Annotated in this window: 21 protein-coding genes; 10 read left to right on the top strand and 11 right to left on the bottom strand. The window is 57.8% G+C overall.

Annotated features, from left to right (window positions below):
- Window position 1: 1 nt before the first annotated feature.
- The 6 genes from J2S62_RS09460 to sdhC form a co-directional block, all read right to left on the bottom strand.
- A complete protein-coding gene (locus J2S62_RS09460) occupies window positions 2-1,831 on the bottom strand; it encodes a BCCT family transporter (protein ID WP_310174055.1) in 1,830 nt (609 codons plus the stop codon).
- Between the two features lie 169 nt (window positions 1,832-2,000).
- Window positions 2,001-3,830 carry a BCCT family transporter gene (locus tag J2S62_RS09455; protein ID WP_310174052.1) on the bottom strand — a complete coding sequence of 610 codons (1,830 nt, stop codon included), beginning with the start codon at window positions 3,828-3,830 and terminating at the stop codon, window positions 2,001-2,003.
- 180 nt (window positions 3,831-4,010) lie between these two features.
- Window positions 4,011-4,772: a succinate dehydrogenase iron-sulfur subunit gene (locus J2S62_RS09450; RefSeq protein WP_310174049.1), complete on the bottom strand. Its 762-nt coding sequence runs from the start codon at window positions 4,770-4,772 to the stop codon at window positions 4,011-4,013.
- Window positions 4,772-6,559, bottom strand: coding sequence for a succinate dehydrogenase flavoprotein subunit (gene sdhA, locus J2S62_RS09445; protein WP_310174046.1), 1,788 nt, complete (start codon window positions 6,557-6,559; stop codon window positions 4,772-4,774). The genes J2S62_RS09450 and sdhA overlap by 1 nt, the downstream gene beginning before the upstream one ends.
- A 40-nt stretch (window positions 6,560-6,599) precedes the next feature.
- Window positions 6,600-7,088, bottom strand: a complete 489-nt coding sequence (locus J2S62_RS09440) for a succinate dehydrogenase hydrophobic membrane anchor subunit (protein WP_310174044.1) — start codon at window positions 7,086-7,088, stop codon at window positions 6,600-6,602.
- 4 nt (window positions 7,089-7,092) lie between these two features.
- A complete protein-coding gene (gene sdhC / locus J2S62_RS09435) occupies window positions 7,093-7,509 on the bottom strand; it encodes a succinate dehydrogenase, cytochrome b556 subunit (RefSeq protein WP_310174042.1) in 417 nt (138 codons plus the stop codon).
- A gap of 192 nt (window positions 7,510-7,701) precedes the next feature.
- Between sdhC and J2S62_RS09430 the strand changes: the two genes are divergently transcribed.
- The 9 genes from J2S62_RS09430 (at window position 7,702) to J2S62_RS09390 (ending at window position 16,433) form a co-directional block, all read left to right on the top strand.
- Window positions 7,702-8,838 (top strand): mannose-1-phosphate guanylyltransferase, encoded by a 1,137-nt coding sequence (locus J2S62_RS09430; protein ID WP_310174040.1) that lies wholly within the window; start codon window positions 7,702-7,704, stop codon window positions 8,836-8,838.
- A gap of 59 nt (window positions 8,839-8,897) precedes the next feature.
- Entirely contained in the window at window positions 8,898-10,094 is a 1,197-nt protein-coding gene (locus J2S62_RS09425; RefSeq protein ID WP_310175840.1) for an amidohydrolase, read from the top strand.
- On the top strand, window positions 10,094-10,480 hold the full coding sequence (locus J2S62_RS09420; protein WP_310174038.1) for a cytidine deaminase: 387 nt from the start codon (window positions 10,094-10,096) through the stop codon (window positions 10,478-10,480). Before J2S62_RS09425 ends, J2S62_RS09420 begins: the two co-directional genes overlap by 1 nt.
- 4 nt (window positions 10,481-10,484) lie before the next feature.
- Window positions 10,485-11,753, top strand: coding sequence for a thymidine phosphorylase (locus J2S62_RS09415; protein WP_310174036.1), 1,269 nt, complete (start codon window positions 10,485-10,487; stop codon window positions 11,751-11,753).
- 18 nt (window positions 11,754-11,771) lie between these two features.
- The gene (locus tag J2S62_RS09410) at window positions 11,772-12,428 is read left to right on the top strand and encodes a DedA family protein (RefSeq protein ID WP_310174035.1); all 657 of its coding nucleotides are present in this window, start codon (window positions 11,772-11,774) and stop codon (window positions 12,426-12,428) included.
- Window positions 12,428-13,660, top strand: a complete 1,233-nt coding sequence (locus J2S62_RS09405) for an adenosine deaminase (protein ID WP_310175838.1) — start codon at window positions 12,428-12,430, stop codon at window positions 13,658-13,660. Before J2S62_RS09410 ends, J2S62_RS09405 begins: the two co-directional genes overlap by 1 nt.
- An 8-nt stretch (window positions 13,661-13,668) precedes the next feature.
- A complete protein-coding gene (locus tag J2S62_RS09400) occupies window positions 13,669-14,373 on the top strand; it encodes a MazG nucleotide pyrophosphohydrolase domain-containing protein (protein WP_310174032.1) in 705 nt (234 codons plus the stop codon).
- Between the two features lie 452 nt (window positions 14,374-14,825).
- A complete protein-coding gene (locus tag J2S62_RS09395) occupies window positions 14,826-15,560 on the top strand; it encodes a DsbA family protein (protein ID WP_310174030.1) in 735 nt (244 codons plus the stop codon).
- A gap of 3 nt (window positions 15,561-15,563) precedes the next feature.
- Window positions 15,564-16,433, top strand: coding sequence for a cytochrome c biogenesis CcdA family protein (locus J2S62_RS09390; protein ID WP_310174028.1), 870 nt, complete (start codon window positions 15,564-15,566; stop codon window positions 16,431-16,433).
- Between the two features lie 46 nt (window positions 16,434-16,479).
- Here the strand turns inward: J2S62_RS09390 and J2S62_RS09385 are convergent, their stop codons facing one another.
- Window positions 16,480-17,742 (bottom strand): phospholipase D-like domain-containing protein, encoded by a 1,263-nt coding sequence (locus J2S62_RS09385; protein ID WP_310174026.1) that lies wholly within the window; start codon window positions 17,740-17,742, stop codon window positions 16,480-16,482.
- Between the two features lie 411 nt (window positions 17,743-18,153).
- Between J2S62_RS09385 and J2S62_RS09380 the strand changes: the two genes are divergently transcribed.
- Window positions 18,154-18,528, top strand: coding sequence for a hypothetical protein (locus tag J2S62_RS09380; protein ID WP_310174024.1), 375 nt, complete (start codon window positions 18,154-18,156; stop codon window positions 18,526-18,528).
- A gap of 183 nt (window positions 18,529-18,711) precedes the next feature.
- Here the strand turns inward: J2S62_RS09380 and J2S62_RS09375 are convergent, their stop codons facing one another.
- The 4 genes from J2S62_RS09375 to J2S62_RS09360 are packed head-to-tail and all read right to left on the bottom strand — an operon-like array spanning window position 18,712 to window position 20,204.
- On the bottom strand, window positions 18,712-19,032 hold the full coding sequence (locus J2S62_RS09375) for a hypothetical protein (RefSeq protein ID WP_310174022.1): 321 nt from the start codon (window positions 19,030-19,032) through the stop codon (window positions 18,712-18,714).
- 51 nt (window positions 19,033-19,083) lie between these two features.
- Window positions 19,084-19,758 carry a class I SAM-dependent methyltransferase gene (locus J2S62_RS09370; protein ID WP_310174020.1) on the bottom strand — a complete coding sequence of 225 codons (675 nt, stop codon included), beginning with the start codon at window positions 19,756-19,758 and terminating at the stop codon, window positions 19,084-19,086.
- Window positions 19,745-19,867 carry a hypothetical protein gene (locus J2S62_RS09365; RefSeq protein ID WP_310174018.1) on the bottom strand — a complete coding sequence of 41 codons (123 nt, stop codon included), beginning with the start codon at window positions 19,865-19,867 and terminating at the stop codon, window positions 19,745-19,747. The genes J2S62_RS09370 and J2S62_RS09365 overlap by 14 nt, the downstream gene beginning before the upstream one ends.
- Before the next feature lies 1 nt (window position 19,868).
- Window positions 19,869-20,204: a hypothetical protein gene (locus J2S62_RS09360; RefSeq protein ID WP_310174016.1), complete on the bottom strand. Its 336-nt coding sequence runs from the start codon at window positions 20,202-20,204 to the stop codon at window positions 19,869-19,871.
- Between the last annotated feature and the right edge of the window lie 28 nt (window positions 20,205-20,232).

Genomic DNA, 20,232 nt, shown 5'->3' with positions numbered 1-20,232 from the left:
CCTACGTCTGGTCCTCATCGCGCCGTCGGCGCTTGTCGTTGAGCGGGCGAGTGGGCTGAGTTAGGCTGGGTCGACGGATGGGTGCTGAACCGGTTCGTGCAGACAGTGTGCCGGCTCGGCCGATCACCCGATCCTCTTCATATGGATCCCGCATGACCGGTGCGGCTTCGGCTGCCTCGGGCTCTACCACAGCTTCTTCATCGCCGTAATCGTAGTCGTCACCGTCTGCTTCTCGCCGCGCGATCTCTTCTGGTGGGAGAACTTTCTTCCACCGCCGGGTCCGCATGGGTGGCAGTTCGCTTGCGTCTTCTCGCAGTGCACGATAGATCGCATACATCTGGAAGTAGGCCATGATGAAGAACGGGAGGCCCACCAGGACCACGAACTGTTCAAGAGCGGAGATACCACCCTCACCGGAAAAGACCAGCAGGGTTGCGGTAATCAGCCCGATAGATACCGCCCAGAAGATCCGTTGGCCCAGGGGATTGTAGTCCTCGTGTCCGTTGGCCATGGTATCGGTGACCAGGGCTGCAGAGTCGACCGAGGTAATGAAAAAGATGGTGACCAAGATGATCGCGATGATCGAGATCACCATGGTGGCCGGGAAATGTTCCAGGAAAGCAAACAGCGCCCCGGGAACGTCTTCTTGTTCTACGACCGTTTCAACCAGGCCGCCTTCACCATTGAGCTCGATATCAAACGCTGAGTACCCGAAAATGCCGAACCACAACACCGAGAAGCCAGCTGGTACCGCGAGAACGCCTGTGACGAACTGGCGTACGGTGCGGCCCTTGGAAATTCGAGCGATAAAGATTCCCACGAAGGGCGACCAGCTAATAGTCCAAGCCCAATAGAAGACCGTCCAGGAGGACTGCCAGCCGGAGTCGGCAAAGGTGTCATTCCACAGGGCTAGTTCGGGGAGACTCACAACGTAGCGGCCCAGCGATTCCAGCGTGCCGCTAATGACCATCAGCGTCGAGCCGGTTACCAAGATGAAAACGAGCAGGGCCACGGCCAGGGCAATGTTGAAATTCGACAGCCGCTTGATGCCGCGGTCAAGACCCAGCGCGACCGAAATCATCGACACTCCGCCGACCACACCGATAATGACGAGCTGCCACACGGCTGACTCGGGAATCCCGAATAGTCGGTTGATACCGCTGTTGATTTGTAGTGTGCCCAGACCCAGTGATACCGCAACACCGAACACGGTCCCAATAATTGCCACGATGTCGATGAACTTACCAATCGGACCGTGAATCCGCTCGCCAAGAATGGGCTGGAAGATCGAACTAACTCTTGGCGGCAGGTTGCGTTTGTGAATAAAGTAGGCAAAGCACAGCGCTGGGAGGGCGAAGATTGTCCAGGTGTGCAAGGTGAAGTGATAAAACGTGAAGTTCATGGCATCTTTGGCTGCTTCAGCGGTCCCGGCTTCGATACCTAGGTCAGGCCCACGCGGGGGGTCACCGAAGTGACTGACGGGTTCTGCCACCCCCCAGAACATCAAGATACTGCCGATGCCTGCGGCAAAGAGCATGGAGAACCATGCCGGTCCCGAGTGTTCTGGCGGTTCATCGTCAGCCCCGAGTTTGACCCGACCAAAGCGGCTGAGCGCGATGAAGATCAAAAACAGCAGGAAGACCGTGACCCCGAGGATATAGAACCAGCCCAGGTTCGTGTAGAGCCAATCGGACGCTGCAGAAACGATTGAATCCATCCACTCGGTGAAAGTGACCGTCAGGAACACGAACAGGATGATTACCGCTGCAGACCCAAAGAAGATCGCGGGCGAGGTACGAAGTCGCAGGACGTCGTGGAGGCGTTTCAACATGGTGACAACTCCTTGTCCAAAGAACATTGCTTGTCGGCGGTGGCCGGCTATCTAAATTGTGCCAGGATTTTCCCGTACTGGAAGGATTTACCTGCTGTTAGATTCCCGACGATTCAGCTGCTGGACACCGCTGGTCATCTAATCAATTTACCTGGTCACAATGACCCGGCTATTCATCTCCGTTGCGGCGCCGTTGTTTATGGTTGAGCTGGCGAGTGGGTTGGATGAGTCCTGGTCGACGTCGGTGTGGCGTGCCCGTCCGAGCAGCAAGCGTGCCTTTGGGCCCGATGACACGCTGCGCTGCGTACGGATCGCGCATGACAGGTGCCTCTTCCTCGGCTTCGGGCTCGACTACGGCCTCTTCATCCTCGTAATCGTAGTCGTCATCGTCGTCCGTTTCTCGTCGTGCGATCTCTTCGGGTGGGAGGACTTTCTTCCAGCGTCGAGTGCGTTCAAGTGGCATATCGCTGGTGTCCTCGCGCAGGGCGCGATGGAGGGCATAGACCTGAAAGAAGCCGAACACGAAGAAGGGGAGCCCGATGAGCACCACAACTTGTTCAAGCGCTCCGATGCCGCCTTCACCGGAGAACACCAGCAGCGTAGCAGTAACCGCCGCAATTGACAGGGCCCAAAAGAGACGTTGGCCCAGCGGGTTGTAGTCCTCGTGACCGTTCGCCATGGTGTCGACGACCAGGGCAGCCGAATCCACCGAGGTGATGAAAAAGATTGTCACCAAAACCAGGGCGATGATTGAGACCAGCATGGTCGCTGGGAAGTGTTCGAGGAACGCAAAGAGCGCACCGGGGATGTCTTCTTCTTCGACGACGGTTTCCACGATGCCGCTGTCACCTAGGAATTCGATGTTGAATGCGGACAGCCCAAAGATGCTAAACCACAGGAGGGTAAACACTGCTGGCCCAGCCATGACGCCGCCGATGAACTGGCGGATGGTACGTCCTCGCGAAATACGGGCGAAGAACAGTCCGACATAAGGTGCCCAGCTGATCGTCCAGGCCCAGTAGAACACGGTCCAGGAGTTCTGCCAACCGGTATCAGCGTAGGTGTCGTTCCAAAACGCGAGCTCGGGCAGGTTCATTAAGTAGCGGCCGGTCGATTCGAAGACACCCTGGACCACAAACAGGGTAGAGCCTGACACGAGCACGAAGATCAGCAGGCCGACTGCCAGCAAGATGTTGAGATTCGAGAGTCGCTTAATGCCGCGGTCCAATCCCAGACCCACGGAGATCATCGCCACACCGCCGACCACGCCGATAATAATCAGCTGCCACATGGCACTTTCGGGGATCCCGAAGAGCCGGTTGATGCCAGCATTGATCTGGAGTGCTCCGAGCCCTACCGAGACAGCGAGGCCGAAAACCGTCCCGATGATTGCGACGATGTCGATGAGTTTGCCTATCGGACCGTGGATCTTTTCACCCATGATGGGTTGGAAGATGGAGCTGATCCTGGGTGGCAGGTTCCGTTTGTGAATGAAGTACGCGAAGCACAGTGCCGGCAGGGTGAAGATCGCCCAATGGTGGAGGGTGAAGTGGTAGAGGGTAAAGTTCATCGCATCGGCTGCGGCTTCTGGTGTGCCGGGTTCGATACCGAGGGAAGTTCCCCGTGGGGGATCGCCGAAGTGGCTGACGGGCTCTGCTACACCCCAGAACATGAGAATACTGCCGATCCCGGCGGCAAACAGCATGGCGAACCAGGCCATCCCGCTATGTTCGGGTGGCTCATCGTCTGGTCCAAGTTTGACCCGCCCGTATCGGCTGGCGACAAGGTAGAGCAGAAAGACCAGGAATAAGGTCACACCGAAGATGTAGAACCACCCGAGGTTGGTATATAACCAGTCTGAGGCTGCCGAGAAGACCGTGTCCATGGCTTCGGTGAACGTGATGGTTGCGATAACGAACAGTGCGATGATCGCGGCGGCACCGAAAAATATGGCGGGTGAGGTGCGAAGCCGTAACAGATCGTGGAGGCGGTTCAACATGCTAGCTGCTCCTTGAACAAGGTCTTTTCCCATGCTGGCGTAGGTATTCCCCTCGATTCTGCCGCGCATTGGCAGGTACTGGAAGATTTGAATGTTGCTTGTTTGGCCGGAGGGGTTAAACGCCTGCGGGGGCGAGAAGCAGTAAAGCTTCTCGCCCCCGCAGGGTCAGGCTGGTATCAGTTAGATGTTGCGAGCCAGGATGGCTTGCTTGACCTCTGCGATCGCCTTGGTGACCTGAATGCCACGTGGGCACGCTTCGGTACAGTTGAAGGTGGTACGGCAGCGCCATACGCCTTCTTTGTCATTGAGTACCTCAAGACGCATGTCGCCACCTTCGTCACGGTCGTCAAAGATGAAGCGGTGTGCGTTGACGATCGCTGCCGGGCCGAAGTACTGGCCGTCGGTCCAGAAGACCGGGCAGGATGAGGTGCACGCGGCACACAGGATGCACTTGGTGGTGTCATCGAAGCGTTCGCGGGCTTCTTGGGACTGGAGACGTTCACGGGTTGGTTCGCGTGATTCGTCGGCGATCAAGAACGGCATGATTTCGCGGTAGGACTGGAAGAACGGTTCCATATCGACGATCATGTCTTTTTCGACCGGCAGACCCTTGATGGGTTCTACGACGACCGGTTTGGACAGGTCCAGGTCCTTGAGCAGGACCTTGCAAGCCAGTCGGTTGACGCCGTTGATGCGCATGGCATCGGAGCCGCAAATCCCGTGGGCACAGGAGCGGCGGAAGGTCAGGGTGCCGTCAATTTCCCACTTGATCTTGTGCAGGGCGTCCAGGACACGGTCGGTGCCGTACATTTCCACGGTCCAGGTATCCCAGTAAGCATCTTCGTTGAATTCTGGCTGGTAGCGGCGGACCTGCATGGTCACGGTGAAGGACTCGATTGCGCCGACTTCGCCGGAGTTGGTTTCTTCGATTGTTGCAGTCATTAGTACTTACGCTCCATCGGTTCGTAGCGGGTCATGACGACATCTTTGGTATCGAAACGGATGCCCTTGACGCCCTCGGTTTCGGCGTCCTCGTCGCGGTACAGCATCGAGTGGACCATCCAGTTTTCGTCATCACGATCTGGGAAGTCTTCGCGGTAGTGACCACCACGAGACTCAGGGCGGTGCAGCGCTGCCACGGACATGGATTCGGCAATGTCCAGCAGGTAGCCCAGTTCCAGACCTTCAAGGAGGTCCAGGTTGTAGCGCTTGCCCTTATCTTGAACTGCTACGTTCTTGTAGCGTTCGCGCAGTTCAGCGATTTTGTCCATCGCACGGCGGATGGACTCTTCGGTGCGGAAGACCTGCATGTCGGCGTCCATGACTTCTTGGAGTTCAGCACGCAGTGCGCCGACCTTTTCGGTGCCCTCAGCAGAGCGCAGCGATTCGATCTCATTGACGATGAAAGCTTCGCCATTGTCTGGCAGCTCGACGAAGTCAGCGTCTTTGGCGTATTCGGCGGCGTACAGTCCAGCACGACGGCCAAACACGTTGATATCCAGCAGCGAGTTGGTACCCAGGCGGTTGGCGCCGTGGACCGAAACACAGGCAACTTCACCGGCGGCAAAGAGGCCTGGGATACGGGTTTCGTTATCCTGCAGTACATTTGCTTCGACGTCGGTTGGGATACCACCCATGACGTAGTGACAGGTTGGGAACACTGGTACGGGTTCGGTGTGTGGTTCCACGCCCAAATACGTCCGAGCGAACTCGGTAATATCTGGGAGCTTGGCGTCGATGTGTTCTGGCTCCAGGTGGGTCAGGTCCAACAGGACGTAGTCCTTATTGGGTCCAGCTCCTCGGCCTTCACGGACTTCGTTGGCCATCGAACGGGCTACGATGTCACGCGGGGCGAGGTCCTTAATGGTCGGCGCGTAGCGTTCCATAAATCGCTCACCGTCGGCGTTACGGAGAATTCCACCTTCACCACGGGCTGCTTCGGACACCAGAATGCCCAGTCCGGCCAGGCCGGTTGGGTGGAACTGGATGAATTCCATATCTTCCAGTGGGATGCCGTGACGGTAGGCGATGGCCATGCCGTCACCGGTCAGGGTGTGCGCGTTGGAGGTGGTCTTGAAGACCTTGCCCGCACCACCGGTGGCAAAGACCACGGACTTGGCTTGGAAGATGTGCAGTTCCCCGGTGGCCAACTCATAGGAGACCACACCGGCGACGCGTTTTTGTTTGTACGGGGTGCCGTCTTCACGAGTGGCATCTTCTTCGACCATCAGCAGGTCCAGCACGTAGAACTCGTTGTAGAACTCCACGTTGTGCTTGACACAGTTTTGGTAGAGGGTCTGCAGAATCATGTGACCGGTACGGTCAGCCGCATAGCAGGCACGACGGACCGGGGCTTTCCCGTGGTCCCGGGTGTGACCACCGAAACGACGCTGGTCGATCTTGCCTTCGGGCGTACGGTTGAACGGCAGGCCCATTTTTTCTAGGTCCAGCACCGCGTCAATGGCTTCTTTTGCCATGACTTCGGCGGCGTCCTGGTCCACGATGTAGTCGCCACCTTTGACGGTGTCGAATGTGTGCCATTCCCAGTTGTCTTCTTCAACGTTTGCCAGCGCGGCGCACATACCACCCTGGGCTGCGCCAGTGTGTGAACGGGTGGGGTACAGCTTGGTCAGTACCGCAGTCCGTGCACGTTGACCGGCTTCGACGGCTGCGCGCATGCCAGCGCCACCGGCGCCGACAATTACGACATCGTACTTATGTACTTGCATCAGGTGAAGTCTTCTTTCTTAGTCTTGGCGGCTTCCGGGCTTACAGGTTGTAGCAGAAGCTTGGCGAGTTATCGAGCAAGTTGCCTGCAGCATCGGTCATGCATGGTTCGAAGGTGAAGATCACCAGGGTGCCGAGCACGATGATGGCAATGCTTGCAAGGTACAGGGCAGTTTTGAATGCCACACGGGTCCGGTCTTTGGAGGTGTAGTCGTCAATGATCGTGGCGACACCAATGGTGCCGTGAATCATTGCCAGCCACAGCATGACCAAGTCCCAGATTTGCCAGAGTGGGGACGCCCATTTGCCAGCGACAAAACCAAAGTTCAGACCTTGTACACCGTCACCAACCATGAGGTTGGAAAACAGGTGCGTAAAGATCAGGACCAACAAGATTGGTCCTGAGATCCGCATGAAGAGCCACTTGAACATTTCCCAGTTCGAGCTCGATGATGCGGATGAGCGGAGATATTTCGGATCGATCTCGCCGCTTCGTGGCGCGGCGATGTTTCTTTGCTGTTGAACCGTCATGCGCTTAACCTCCCAGCACCAGCATGAAGTGGCGCACGCAGAATGCACCGAAAACGACGACCCACAGGATCATGACAGTCCACAGCATATGGCGCTGGTACTTGGTGCCCTTGTCCCAGAAATCAACCAGAATGACGCGGATGCCGTTAAATGCGTGATACACGATCGCCGCGACGAGACCGGCTTCGCCGATTGCCATGTACCAGTTCTTGTAGGTACCGATGACAGCGTCGTAGGCTTCGGGTGAAACCCGGACCAGCGCGGTATCGAGCACGTGGACTAATAAGAATAAGAAAATCACCACACCGGTGATTCGGTGGCCAACCCAGGACCACATACCTTCTTTTCCGCGATACAGCGTTCCTCTGCCGGATTTCTTTTCGGCAGGAGGCGACTGCTGCGCGGTTGTCGCAGTAGACACTATGAAACCTCCAAAAGCACGCAGGATTTTGGCGCCTAGACCTGATTTAGTCTCGCGTTCAGCGCCGGTGCGAGTTGCGTCCTATAGCTATAGGCTAATACTAACCGGGCGGCGAAACGTTAATGCGACATTTTCGACCAGCCGGGTGGTAACTTCAGCGACTTGCCAGAGAACTGCAATACAGTAGTTCGGGTGAACCATCAGCAGTTATCATCATCTCATATTCCGGGGCTGGACCGTTTTTGGGCCGTGATCCCTGCGGGCGGCGTGGGCACGCGGTTGTGGCCATTATCACGCGCTGCCGCTCCAAAGTTTCTTCATGATTTGACCGGATCAGGCCAGACTTTGATCCGTGCCACATATGATCGACTGCAACCGCTGGCCGACGACAAGGTGATCGTGGTGACGGGCGAAGCGCACCGGGAAGCGGTGTGTGCCCAACTGGCTGATGTGGCGGAGGAGAATTTCCTCTTTGAGCCCGAGCCCAAGGATTCTGCGGCAGCAATCGGTCTGGCCGCTGCGGTGCTCTACCAGCGCGACCCAGAAGCCATCATGGGATCATTTGCCGCTGACCAGGTCATTGGCCCTGATGAGGACTTCCGCGAGGCCGTGGTTGAAGCAATCGCCACCGCTGCGACCTGCAAAATTGTGACCATTGGGATTAAGCCGACCTACCCCTCAACTGGCTTCGGCTATATCCGCCAGGGGGAACCGCTAGCTGTCGAGGGCGCGCCCTCGGCATACCAAGTGGCCGAGTTTGTTGAAAAACCCGAAGCAGAGGTCGCCGAACGCTACATCGCGGCCGGCAATTACTTCTGGAACGCCGGGATGTTTGTTGCCCCGGTCAAATTACTGCTGGAGCACTTGAAAGCCAACGAGCCGGAATTGCATGACGGCGTGATGGCCATCGCCGAAGCGATCGTGGCTGGCGATGCAGCCGATGTCATGGCAGAAATCTGGCCGACCCTGCCCAAAACGGCGATTGATTATGCGGTCGCTGAACCCGCAGCGGAGGCCGGCGACGTGGCCGTGATTCCCGGAGACTTCATTTGGGATGACGTCGGAGACTTTGCCGCGATTGCGCGGCTGAATCCTGCAGTGAATGAATCCGGGGTGACCGTAATCGGTGAAACCCCCCGCGTCTACGCCGATGAAGCCAACGGCGTGGTCGTCACCGACACCTCGCGAGTCATCGCATTAATTGGAGTAAACGATATTGTGGTGGTAGACACTCCTGACGCGTTGTTGGTTACCACCACCGAACACGCGCAATCGGTCAAACAGGCCGTGGAATCTATCAAGGCACACGGGGACGATGATGTGTTGTGAGCGAGAAACCACAAAACCTAGCGCTATCGGATAGCCAGCCGGTTCGTGATGACCCGGGACTGCCCAGGATTACGCCGGCGGTTCGTGAGATCCTGCAAGACACGGTGGCCTTTCGTCGGGATATTCACCAGCACCCGGAACTGTCGTTTCGCGAACACCGCACGACCGATCAAATTATTGCCACCCTGCAGCGCTTCGGCCTCAAGCCGCAGCGACTAGAGTCCACCGGAGCGTATGTCGATATCGGGACCGGTCCGATCGTGCTGGGTATTCGTGCTGATATTGATGCTCTGCCCGTCAAAGAGGCTACCGGGTTGCCCTATGCTTCCATCCACGACGGGATCGCGCACGCGTGCGGCCATGACATCCACACCGCTGTCTGCCTGGGCACTGCGATTACGCTGCATCGGCTCTGGGCCAGGACCGCTAACGTTGATGTAGACCATCTGGCGCTGGGGGGACGGATCCGCGTGATCTTCCAGCCGGCAGAAGAAAAAATCCCCGGCGGATCCTTGGAAGTCATCAAGCAAGGTGTGTTAGACGGGGTACCGCGCATTATCGCCCTGCACGCTGATCCCAGCTTTGATGTCGGCACGATCGGAACCCGCATCGGGGCGATCACCTCGGCCACCGACACGGTCCGGGTCACGCTGACCGGCCGCGGCGGACATACCTCCCGACCGCAACAGACCCAGGATGTGGTCTACGCGCTGGCACAAATCGCAGCCCAGGTGCCAGCGATCTTGTCTCGGCGCATTGACGTGCGCTCGGGTGTGCAACTGACCTGGGGCCATATTCAATCCGGTCACGCCCCCAATGCGATCCCGACGACCGGACATCTCGCCGGTACCTTCCGCACCTTGGATGCCGACGCATGGGAGACCGGTGCCCAGCTGCTCGATGAAGTCATCGGTCAGGTTGCCGCACCCTACGGTGTAAAAGTCGCCTTAGAACATGTCCGGGGCGTGCCTCCGGTGGTCAATCGCGAAGCCGAAACAGATCTCATTGAAGACGCGACCCGATTCGAACTCGGCTCCCGCAATATCGAATTGGCACCCCAATCCATGGGCGGCGAAGATTTCGCGTGGATGACCAAAGAAGTCCCGGGCGCGATGTTCCGTCTCGGCACCCGGACCCCGGGCGGACCAACCTTCGACCTGCACCAGGGCGATTACAACCCGGATGAACGCGCCATCGGGGTCGGTATCCAAATCTTCACCCAGGCCGCCCTGCGAGCTCTGGTCGGAGCGCCGTAATGCAGGCATTTGAGCAACTGCACGCCGCAGCATCCAAGATCCTGTCTCGAGCCTACGCACCATATTCCAACCACCCCGTGGCAGCCGCCGCGCTTGATGCCGCCGGCACCATCCACACCGGGATTAACATCGAAAACGCCTCCTTCGGGCTGACCCAGTGCGCCGAGGGCTCGATGATCGCTGCCTGGCGCCTGGCCGCGGGAGAACCATTGACCCACCTGGTGTGCCTGAACCAGGGTGGAGACTACATCACCCCGTGCGGCAGATGCCGTCAGGTGTTATATGAACACGCAGCCCCAACCTTGTCGATTGCTACTGCCAACGGTCCGGTGACCCTCGCCGTGCTCCTCCCGGCAGCTTTTGGACCCCACAACCTGCAGGACTAGCCATATGCACACCGCCGTAGACGTCATCACCGCCAAGCGCAACGGAACACCGTTGACCGAGGACCAGATCACCTGGATCGTCAACGCGTATACGGCAGGTGATGTCTCCGATGAGCAGTTCGCCGCCTTGGCGATGGCGATTTACTTCCAAGGCCTCACCGATGCTGAGCTGTTTGCTCTGACCACCGCGATGCTGAACTCTGGCACCAGATTGGATTTCTCCACGCTGGGCAAACCCACGGCAGATAAACACTCGACCGGGGGAGTGGGCGATAAGATCACTTTGCCGCTGACCCCGCTGGTCGCTTCTTACGGGGTTGCCGTGCCACAGCTGTCCGGCCGCGGCCTCGGCCACACCGGTGGCACCCTGGACAAGCTGGAATCCATCCCCGGCTTCCAAGTGCACCTGAGTGAAGAACACATCCGGAACCAGCTGCTCGACCCCGGTGGAGTCATCTGCGCTGCCACAGCTGAACTGGCCCCGGCCGATAAAAAGATCTATGCCCTACGAGATGTCACCGCCACTGTGGACTCGATGCCGCTGATCGCCTCATCGATCATGTCCAAAAAACTGGCCGAAGGCACCGACACGCTGGTGTTAGACGTCAAAACCGGGACCGGTGCGTTCATGCAGGACGAGGCCGACGCCCGGCGTTTGGCCGAGAAGATGGTCTGGTTGGGCAAAGCCCACGGAGTGGCCACCACCGCCGTGCTCACCCGCATGGACACGCCGTTGGGTTACACCGTGGGCAACGCGATTGAAATCGAAGAGAGCCTTGATGTGCTCAACGGACAGGGGCCCGACGACGTGGTGGAACTGACCCTCACGTTAGCCAAGCACATGCTGGCGGGTGCGGGTATCGAAGCTGACCCAGCGGAAAACCTGGCCAACGGCAAAGCCATGGACGCTTGGCGCGCGATGGTCACCGCCCAACACGGCGACCCAGACGCTCCACTACCCACCGCGACCCACGAACACTATGTCACGGCCCCGACCTCCGGTGTACTGTCCCGGATGGATGCCCGTGCCATCGGAGAAGCCGCCTGGCGCCTGGGTGCTGGACGCCAATATCAGGGCCAACCCGTCCAAGCCACCGCCGGCATCCGGTTGCACGCCAAACCCGGTGACAGCGTCACCGAAGGCGAGCGCCTGTTCACGCTGTACACCGAGACCCCGGAACAGTTCGAGGCCGCGACCCGGCTAGTCGAGACCGCCGTCGAAGTGGCCGAGACCTACACCGCGCCAGAAGTGATCGTCGATGTCATACGCTAAAACCTTGTAGGCCGCTACGTGTTGGACTTTCTTGAAGACATCATTCTCGATGCCGCCGAAGCCTGGTGGATGCCGCTTGCAGTCTTTTTACTGAGTCTCATCGACGGGTTCTTTCCGGTTGTCCCATCGGAATCCGTCCTCGTAGCACTGGCTTCGATCTACGATCAGCGCGAAAATATTAACCTGGTTCAACTGTTTTTCCTCGGCTGGTTCGGCGCCTTTATCGGAGACCAAGTCGCCTACTGGTTAGGGCGCACCATCGGGGTCACCCGATTCCGCTGGATGCGCACCCGAAGCGTGGTCCGTGCCATCGGGGGAGTGCGTCAGACACTGCAGTATTCCGGGGCAATGGTTATTATCACCGCCCGCCACATCCCCGGCGGCCGAGTCGCTGTGAACTTCATCGCCGGTGCCACCCGGATGAAGCTGATCAAGTTCATGAGCCTTGACTTCATCTCGGCCGCCATCTGGGCGGCCTATTCCCTGGCGATCGGCTATTTCACCGCGGGCTGGTTGGACAACACCGTGCTCCAAATCGGTCTGGCGCTCATCGTGGCAGCCATCCTGGGATGGCTCATTGATCGAGGAATCAAACGCTTCATGCGCTCGCGGTTGGACAAACAAGCTCACCAAGATGCTCCCAACCAGGAAACTGGCCTAGACTCGGACTCGTGATGAAACACGAATCCACTGATATCGAAGCTCCGGGTCCAGAAGACGAACTGCACCTGGACCCGTTTGCCCTCGACCTGGCCAGCCTGCCGAAAGTCTCCCTGCACGACCACCTCGACGGTGGGCTGCGCGTAGGCACCGTCTGGGAACTGTCCCAAGACATCGGGCACGAGCTGCCAGCCGAGTCAGAAGAAGAGCTGGCCACCTGGTTTGCCGAAGCCGCCAATGCCGGTTCGCTACCCAAATACTTAGAAATGTTCGATCACACCACCGCCGTGATGCAGACCGCACCCGCACTGCAGCGCATCGCCTACGAATTCGCGATGGACCTGGTCGAAGACGGCGTCGTCTACGGTGAAGTCCGGTGGGCCCCAGAACAACACACCCGCGGCGGACTCAGCCTCGATGAAGCAGTCGAAGCCGTCACCGCAGGACTAGAACGCGCAATGACCGAACTCGACGGTCGACTCCAAGTCCACCAAATCCTGTGCGCCATGCGCCAGAACTCGGTGGAAAATGCCCAAGAAATCGCCGAACTGACCCACCGACACCGCCCAGCCGGTTCCGTGGTCGCTTTCGATATCGCCGGTCCCGAAGAAGGCTTCCCTGCCACCCGCTTCGCTGACGTTTTTGCGTGGCTTGATGAACGATTCGTACCCATCACCATTCACGCCGGAGAAGCCGACGGAATCGACTCGATCGCTGGTGCACTGACCGCAGGCCGTGCCCTGCGCATCGGCCACGGCGTCCATATCATCGATGACCTGTCCAATGTGGAACTCGACGACGACCAAGAAATCATGGTCTGGGGAGACGTCGCCAACCGCACCCTGTACAACAACACCGTGCTCGAGCTGTGCCCGACCTCCAATATTCAGACCGCAGCCGTCGAAACCGGGCCAGAAGATAACCCGCTGAAAAACCACCCATTTGATGTGCTGTACCGTTCCGGATTCGCGGTCACGGTCAACCCTGACAATCGTTTGATCTCAGGTGTCTCTTTGACCGATGAGCTCTACACGCTCGCGGCCGTCTACGGGTACACGATGGTGGATCTGTTGGAATTCCAGCTCAATGCGGTCAAAGGGGCCTTCCAAACCGAATACGCCCGCGACCAGTTGAGCGAATTCATCGAATTCTCGTGGATGGATGTCATCGCCGGTGTCCACGACGAGGACGATCCCGAAGCACCCGTGTTTTTCGTCGAGTTCGAAGACGACGAGCAGAAAGACTAACTGCGCTCATGGCTGATGCAGGACTCGAGCGCTTGGTGTGGATCACCGCCCAACTGCGCAAATACTGTCCCTGGACTCAAGAACTGACCCATCACCAGTTGACCGAGTACCTCATCGAAGAGGCCTATGAGGCCGTGGAGGTCATCGAATCCGTCCCCGCAGGACAGTGGGACGATGTGGCAGCAGACAACGGTACGTATGACGAGTTCCGCAAAGAACTCGGCGACGTGTTGTTCCAGGTGACCCTACACTCAGCGATCGCTGAAGAAGCCGACGCTTTTTCCGTCGACGACGTGGCCGATGCAATCAGCCAGAAAATGATTCGACGCAATCCACATGTTTTTGACGCACACGGTCAGCTACTTTCCGAGGAGCAGCTGGGCGACGTCACGGTGGATGACGTCGAGAAAAACTGGGAACAAATCAAGCAGGCCGAAAATGCCGATGAGGCTGCGACGAGCGAAGCTACACGGTCCTCGATCTATGACCTGCCCCCGGGGCTGCCGGCCCTAGCTGCAGCTGCAAAAATCGTGGACCGGGCCGGTCGTCAAACCGTCGACCCGTTCGGTGAAAAACCAACAGCAACCTCGGCGACGATCACGGTCACAGCCGACAATATCGGAGCCGAGCTGTTCGAACTGGTGCGTTTGGCCCGTGCCCACGATGTGGATTTAGAGTCCGAACTGCGACAGTACATTAACCAGCTCCGCTGAGCATGGTCCAAGCCTGAGCGTCATGGTTGATTTCCGAACCGGTTGCAGGCGACTGGACTGACACGGTCGGCTCGTTCCTAGGCTATGGCGGGAATGATCCGGGCAAGGATGCCGCCGGGAGTCGTGAGGGTGCCGAATCTGGTTCCGGGCATGAGTCTCCCGGAAAGGATGCCTGCTCTGGCGCCAAAGCGCTGATATCAGACATCGATGCTCCCTTGGGTCCCGGCCCGAGCTTCAGGCTGTGTTCCGTGCACCATACGAGTGGTACCAGCCATGAGTCCCGCGTTCCAGACGATGCCTAAGAGCATCCGCCGCCGCGTCTCGTTTTTGCACGACTCTCATCATCTACTACGCTACATAGTTACTATGATCCATAGTAGATCAGCTAGCATGGTCGAGATCGCGTCCATTGGCGCAGGCTGAAACGCCCATCGTTTGAGAAAGAGACTTCTGTGTCCACATCCCACAAGACGACTTCGACCCGCTTATGGGTGATGCCCACCCTGATTGTCCTCGGTGCGGTCATTGCACTGGTGGCAGTTTTCTTCTGGGGGAGGTCCACTGCAACGACAGAAGCGGACTCTCAACCTCCAGCAGCGCAGCAAGAGACTGAAGAGGCGGAAACGGTTCCTCCCGAAATCGTTGAGCAGGTCATTCGCCGCGATGCAGAAGACCCGTTGGCCGTGGGCCAAACCGATGCTCCAGTCGTGATGGTCATGTTTTCTGATTACCAGTGTCCATTCTGTGGTCGCTGGACCGCAGAGACGCTGCCAGAGATGCAACAGTTCGTGGATGCGGGCGAACTACGTATCGAGTTTCGCGATGTGAATATGTACGGCGAGGATTCACGTCGGGCAGCCAGCGCCTCTGTTGCTGCGGCCGAACAAGGCGAATTCACCGACTATCACGCTCGGCTATTTGATGGGGGAGAGACCCTCGATGGTTTCTCCGCTGAGGCTCTGACCGATATCGCCGCCGAGATGGGCATGGACACTGACCAGTTCCAGGCTGATATGGATTCTGAAAAGACTGCCGAAATAGTGCAAACGAATGAACAACTCGGCCAGGAGCTCGGGGCGACCTCGACCCCGTCGTTCATCATAAACGACACCCCGGTGGTTGGAGCTCAACCAGCTGACGTGTTTATTGATGCCGTTGAAGAAGCACTGGCGAACACTCAGGAGTAACGCATGGATATAGGTGTGTTGACCGCCTTGATTGGCGGTGCCCTGGCGCTATTGAGCCCATGCGGTGCCTTATTGCTGCCGGCATTTTTCGCTTCAACAGCGGGATCCGGGCCGAGGCTCTGGGCGCACGGCGCAGTGTTTTCGGTTGGGCTGCTCGTGGTCCTGGTGCCGCTCGGGTTAGGCGCTGGAATGCTGGGGACGCTGTTTGCAGCGCACCGCGAAGCGATAGTTATCGGTGCATCCGCCTTGATGATTCTTCTTGGACTCATTCAAATGCTCGGGTTTGGCTTCGATCCGTCCCGGTTCGTGCCGGGCGCGCAGCAACTGCAAAAACAAGCCAATCAGCGTACCGGATGGTTTAAAACCCTCTTGCTCGGTGCCGTAAGCGGTGTGGCTGGTCTATGCGCAGGCCCCATCCTTGGTGCAGTGCTGACCTTAGCGGCCGCCAAAAATGATGTCTGGGCCGCGGGCTCGCTGCTGGCAGTTTATGGCCTGGGGATGGTCGTCCCGCTTTTGATCATCGCGAGTGTATGGAAGAAACTCAGCCCGGCTGGCAAGGCCAGACTGCGTGGTAAGACCTTCACCGTTTTTGGCCGGGAGCTCCATACGACCTCATTCATCACGGGCCTTATTATTATCGCGGTCGGTATCTTGTTTTGGATGACCAATGGGTTGGTGACGATGCCCGAGCTCTTGCCTGCAGGAGCTTCGGCATGGTTGCAAGGAAACTTGAGCGTCTTAAGTAACCCGCTGGCGGATGCGATCTTGTTAGCGCTCGTGGTGGGCATCATCTTGGCGATATGGATCCGTGCACGCTACCGTAAAGCCAACGCACTGGCCGAACAAGCCGCAGAAGCCTCGGACACAATGTAGCAAATCTGTTGTGTGAAAGGGGCACCCATACCGGCGACTTATAGGCTCACAGCAGCGGCCGTAGGGGCTTGAGCGCATGCTCTACTACGCGTGCCATTGGGTGCCGTTCCCGCCACTGCGCGGAATCTATGACTTCGCAGTGCTCAGCATCGGCCAGGAACACTTTCTCTAACTCTGCGGCAAATCGTGGATCAATGATCTCAACATTGGTCTCGTAGTTATAGGACAGTGACAGGCGATCGATATTGGCGGTACCCACGGTGGACCATTCGCCGTCGATAGTGGCCGTCTTGGCGTGAATCATGGAGCTTTTATACAGCAGCAGCGTTATGCCCGCGTCGAGCAGTTGGCCGTAAAACCCGCGCGAGGCCCAGTCGGCCACGATGTGATTCGAGTTCTTGGGGACCATCACCCGAACGTCCACGCCGCGATCCGCTGCGGCAATCAGTCCCTCCACGATCTGCTGATCTGGGATGAAATACGGTGTAGTGACCCAAATGTGCTCACTCGCGCGATCGATGGCATGTAAGTACATCTGCCGGATGGGATACACCAATTGGACCGGCAGGTTGGCATTGACTTCAACCTCGGGTTGCCAGGTGCGGGGAGGCTCCCAGGGGATTTGGTTGGGTGGCTTCGTCATCTCGTTCCAGAGCTGCGCTACGGAATGCTGCATATCCCACACGCCGGGGCCGATTTCCCGCAGGTGGGTATCTCGCCAGTACTTCGCGTAGTGTGAGCCGATGTTATAGCCGCCAACGAATCCGATCTCATTGTCCACGGCCAGAATTTTCGAGTGGTTGAGACCGGTATGGCGTATGGGACCCTTCCAGAAGCGCAGACCAATCACTGGCAGCCGTATGACACGCACCCGATCGGAGAACTGGCGATAGAACGAACGGGGCACGACTAAGTTTGCGAACCCGTCAAACAGCACATACACCTGGACGCCACGCTCAGCTGCCTGATTCAGAGCATCGATGAATCGCTGACCGATCTCGTCTGCTTTCCAGATGTAGGTCTCCATCAAAATGGAGTGTTCTGCACCGTGGATTGCGTCAAGCATATCCTCGTACAGCTGCTCCCCGGACGTGTAGATCGTGAGCTCTGACTCATCGAGCGTGGTGTGGAAAGTGCCCGGGTCTGGAGCCTGTCGTTTCTCCCGGTCGTTATACATAAACCAGTCGGCACCCGCCAGACCCGCTGCGGCCAAGACTGGGACCGCAGCCGCGGCTGCCGCAGTAATGCCGGCAACCTTCAAGACATGACGTGCAGTGAGTTCACGGGAAGTGCGGCGCAGCGAGATCATAATTGCACCTTACTGACTCACGCCGCTGTCAGCCTAGACCTCGTGATTGATGCTCTGCGCATCGCCTCAGATATGGCAGGTTTCATGAGCCAACATGGCGAGAAGATCCAGCCGCCGTATCAGACAGATAGTCCAAGAGGAAACGGAGTGGCCATTGGTTATGGCAGCCCTCGGCAATCTGCGCGGTGAAACTGAGCGACGGTGGGCGACCGCGCCTGGAGGAGAATTGGTGTTCGTTGGTCTCTGCTAGGCAGTACGGGGTGCTTGCATTCGTCTGATCTTGCTAAAATTGCGGAATGAACAGACGACAGCAATCATGAACAAGCCCTCTAGTTCTTCTCCGAACACTCCCACCTCGTCTGTCGTGAACACCGTGGGCCTGAATCCGTGAGTTTCATAGAAATAATAGGCGTGATTGGGGATCTCCTATCCCTGGTTGGGCTAGGTCTAGGCCTCCCGGTGTATCTCATAGGCGCTTTGCTGTACTCCGCGGACAAGAAAATGGTCCCCACCGAGGTTGTCACTGTCTACGATGAGTCCTCAACGAAGTTGCGCTGGTATGCCGCCGGCGACATCTACGAACGGCCCGTGCGTCCAGATGAACATGACTACCTTAGGGACCGAGACTATCGCGTAGGGTTCGTGAAACCACGGCACCCCGCAATTATGCGTTTAGAGCCCCAACGACAAATCACATCGATCTGTTTGACGTTGGGAAAGACGCTTGTCATTATCGGTCTGGCCGGTTTCCTGGCCTCACTTCTACCCTTGTTTGGCAACTCATAAAATATCTCAATGCAGCAGCTTGAGGTCAGCTTTGTCTGTAATTGTTGATTTCCCTTGGTGGAGTTTTGTAGCTTCGACAACGTCATCGGGGTCGAGTGTTTGGCCGACTTTAGAGACCTCCAGTGGGTGACCAGGATCTATCATGAAGGCTGTCGCCAGGGCTGGGTAGGGAAAGTAGGCCGCTTAGAATGCTTCTGAGATGAGACGATCTTGGTTCTGGTTGGCGCTTCCGCTATCGATATTGCAGAAAGCTATCACGGCGGTCCGGCCAAGCGTTTCGTTCCATGCGCCATCATCAAAACCGCCCTCCGTCAAAGTATGCCGGATGGCTTCATGCTGTTCGTCGCTGAGCCGAGCAAAGATTCCTGTATCGGGATTCATATCGGCAAATTCGGCACACGTAGGTACTGCTGCACCAGCTGCGCAGCCGCCTAGAAATGCGCTGACTGCCAGGACGGCAGCTGCTGGGACAAAACGTCGCAATGTGAGTGAGAAGCGTGACATGGTAGTGCCTTTCAACTGTCTTAGTGTTGCCTGCGCTCCGGTTCGTCAGGCCTATTTGTCAGGGGCACGAGAGATCATCACGGATTGTGTTTGGCTCATGCCCGGGGCGGTTTCGATAGGAAGCCGCTGTTTCGCTGCAGTAGCATGCAGCCCGTTCAGGACAGCGGAGGAGCTTGTCCGCTGAACTCTGCTGAGCGCGGCAAGCAAGGTCACGGCAGTTCGTGCCAGATGTGCAGTGAGGGAACTAGCCCACGGTCGTCCAGTGTTCAGGTCTGTGACTAAGACCTGGCGCCGCGTCATTCCGGGCGAGGGTACGACCCACACCACGTGGCCGCCGGGTTTCACGAGGCGTCGAGTTTCAGCTATGACCGCTTCCGGCTCAGGGTGCCGATGCAGTACGTTCGCGCAGAGTACGAGCTCATATTTCCCGGTGGGTAATCCGGTCGCTGCGGCATTGGCCTTCTGCGGTTCGGAAATACGTCCTGTCCGTACCGCTCGGTGCAGCATGGTGGAGGAAGTATCAACACCCAGGGTGTGTGCTCCTGAACGAGTGAAGGGACGAGAAAACAACCCCGTCCCGCAGACGAGATCCACGACGTTCTCCGGGGTGCCGACAACCTTGGCTATGTGTGCCGAGACGTGCCGTGTGACGGGTGAGTCCCAGATGAAATCGTAGAGCTGGGCATAGAACGACCAGAACGTGCCCTGCACTTTACGCAGAGCCATCATGGCCCAGTCTGCGCTGACGGTCGCGTTCTGCTCGTTTCGTTATGAAGGTTCGCCAAAATGGGAAGGTAATGAACGCGACCAGCAGGACGATGATGAGGAGATCCATGCTAGTAGATCACCCACTTATCGCCGCCAGGGATCAGCAGGTATATGCCATAGCCTCCAAGTAAGAGTGCGACCCACCACATACTTGGGACGTATATGAGCCCGAGGATTGCGAACACTATCGCGAGAAGGCCTAGTACGTAGACCATTGCAATGGAGAGAAAATCCATCGCGGTCTCCACGCCGTCGGCGACTTTATCCGCGCGCTCAAACATTGTGGGTTTGTCTGTGGCAGCACTTGGTGCTTGTGATCCTGGGTCCGCCGTTACTTCTGCTTCTGCCAAAGGATCGTGGTCAGGTTCTGGAGGAGTTCCAACAGGTTCTATATTTGTAGTCATGGTCTTCGCCTTTTCAAGGGGATGAGTT

It is taken from the genome of Enteractinococcus fodinae (assembly GCF_031458395.1).
In the GTDB taxonomy this organism is placed as follows: Bacteria; Actinomycetota; Actinomycetes; order Actinomycetales; family Micrococcaceae; genus Yaniella; species Yaniella fodinae.
This window is presented reverse-complemented; position numbering and strand designations above follow the sequence as displayed.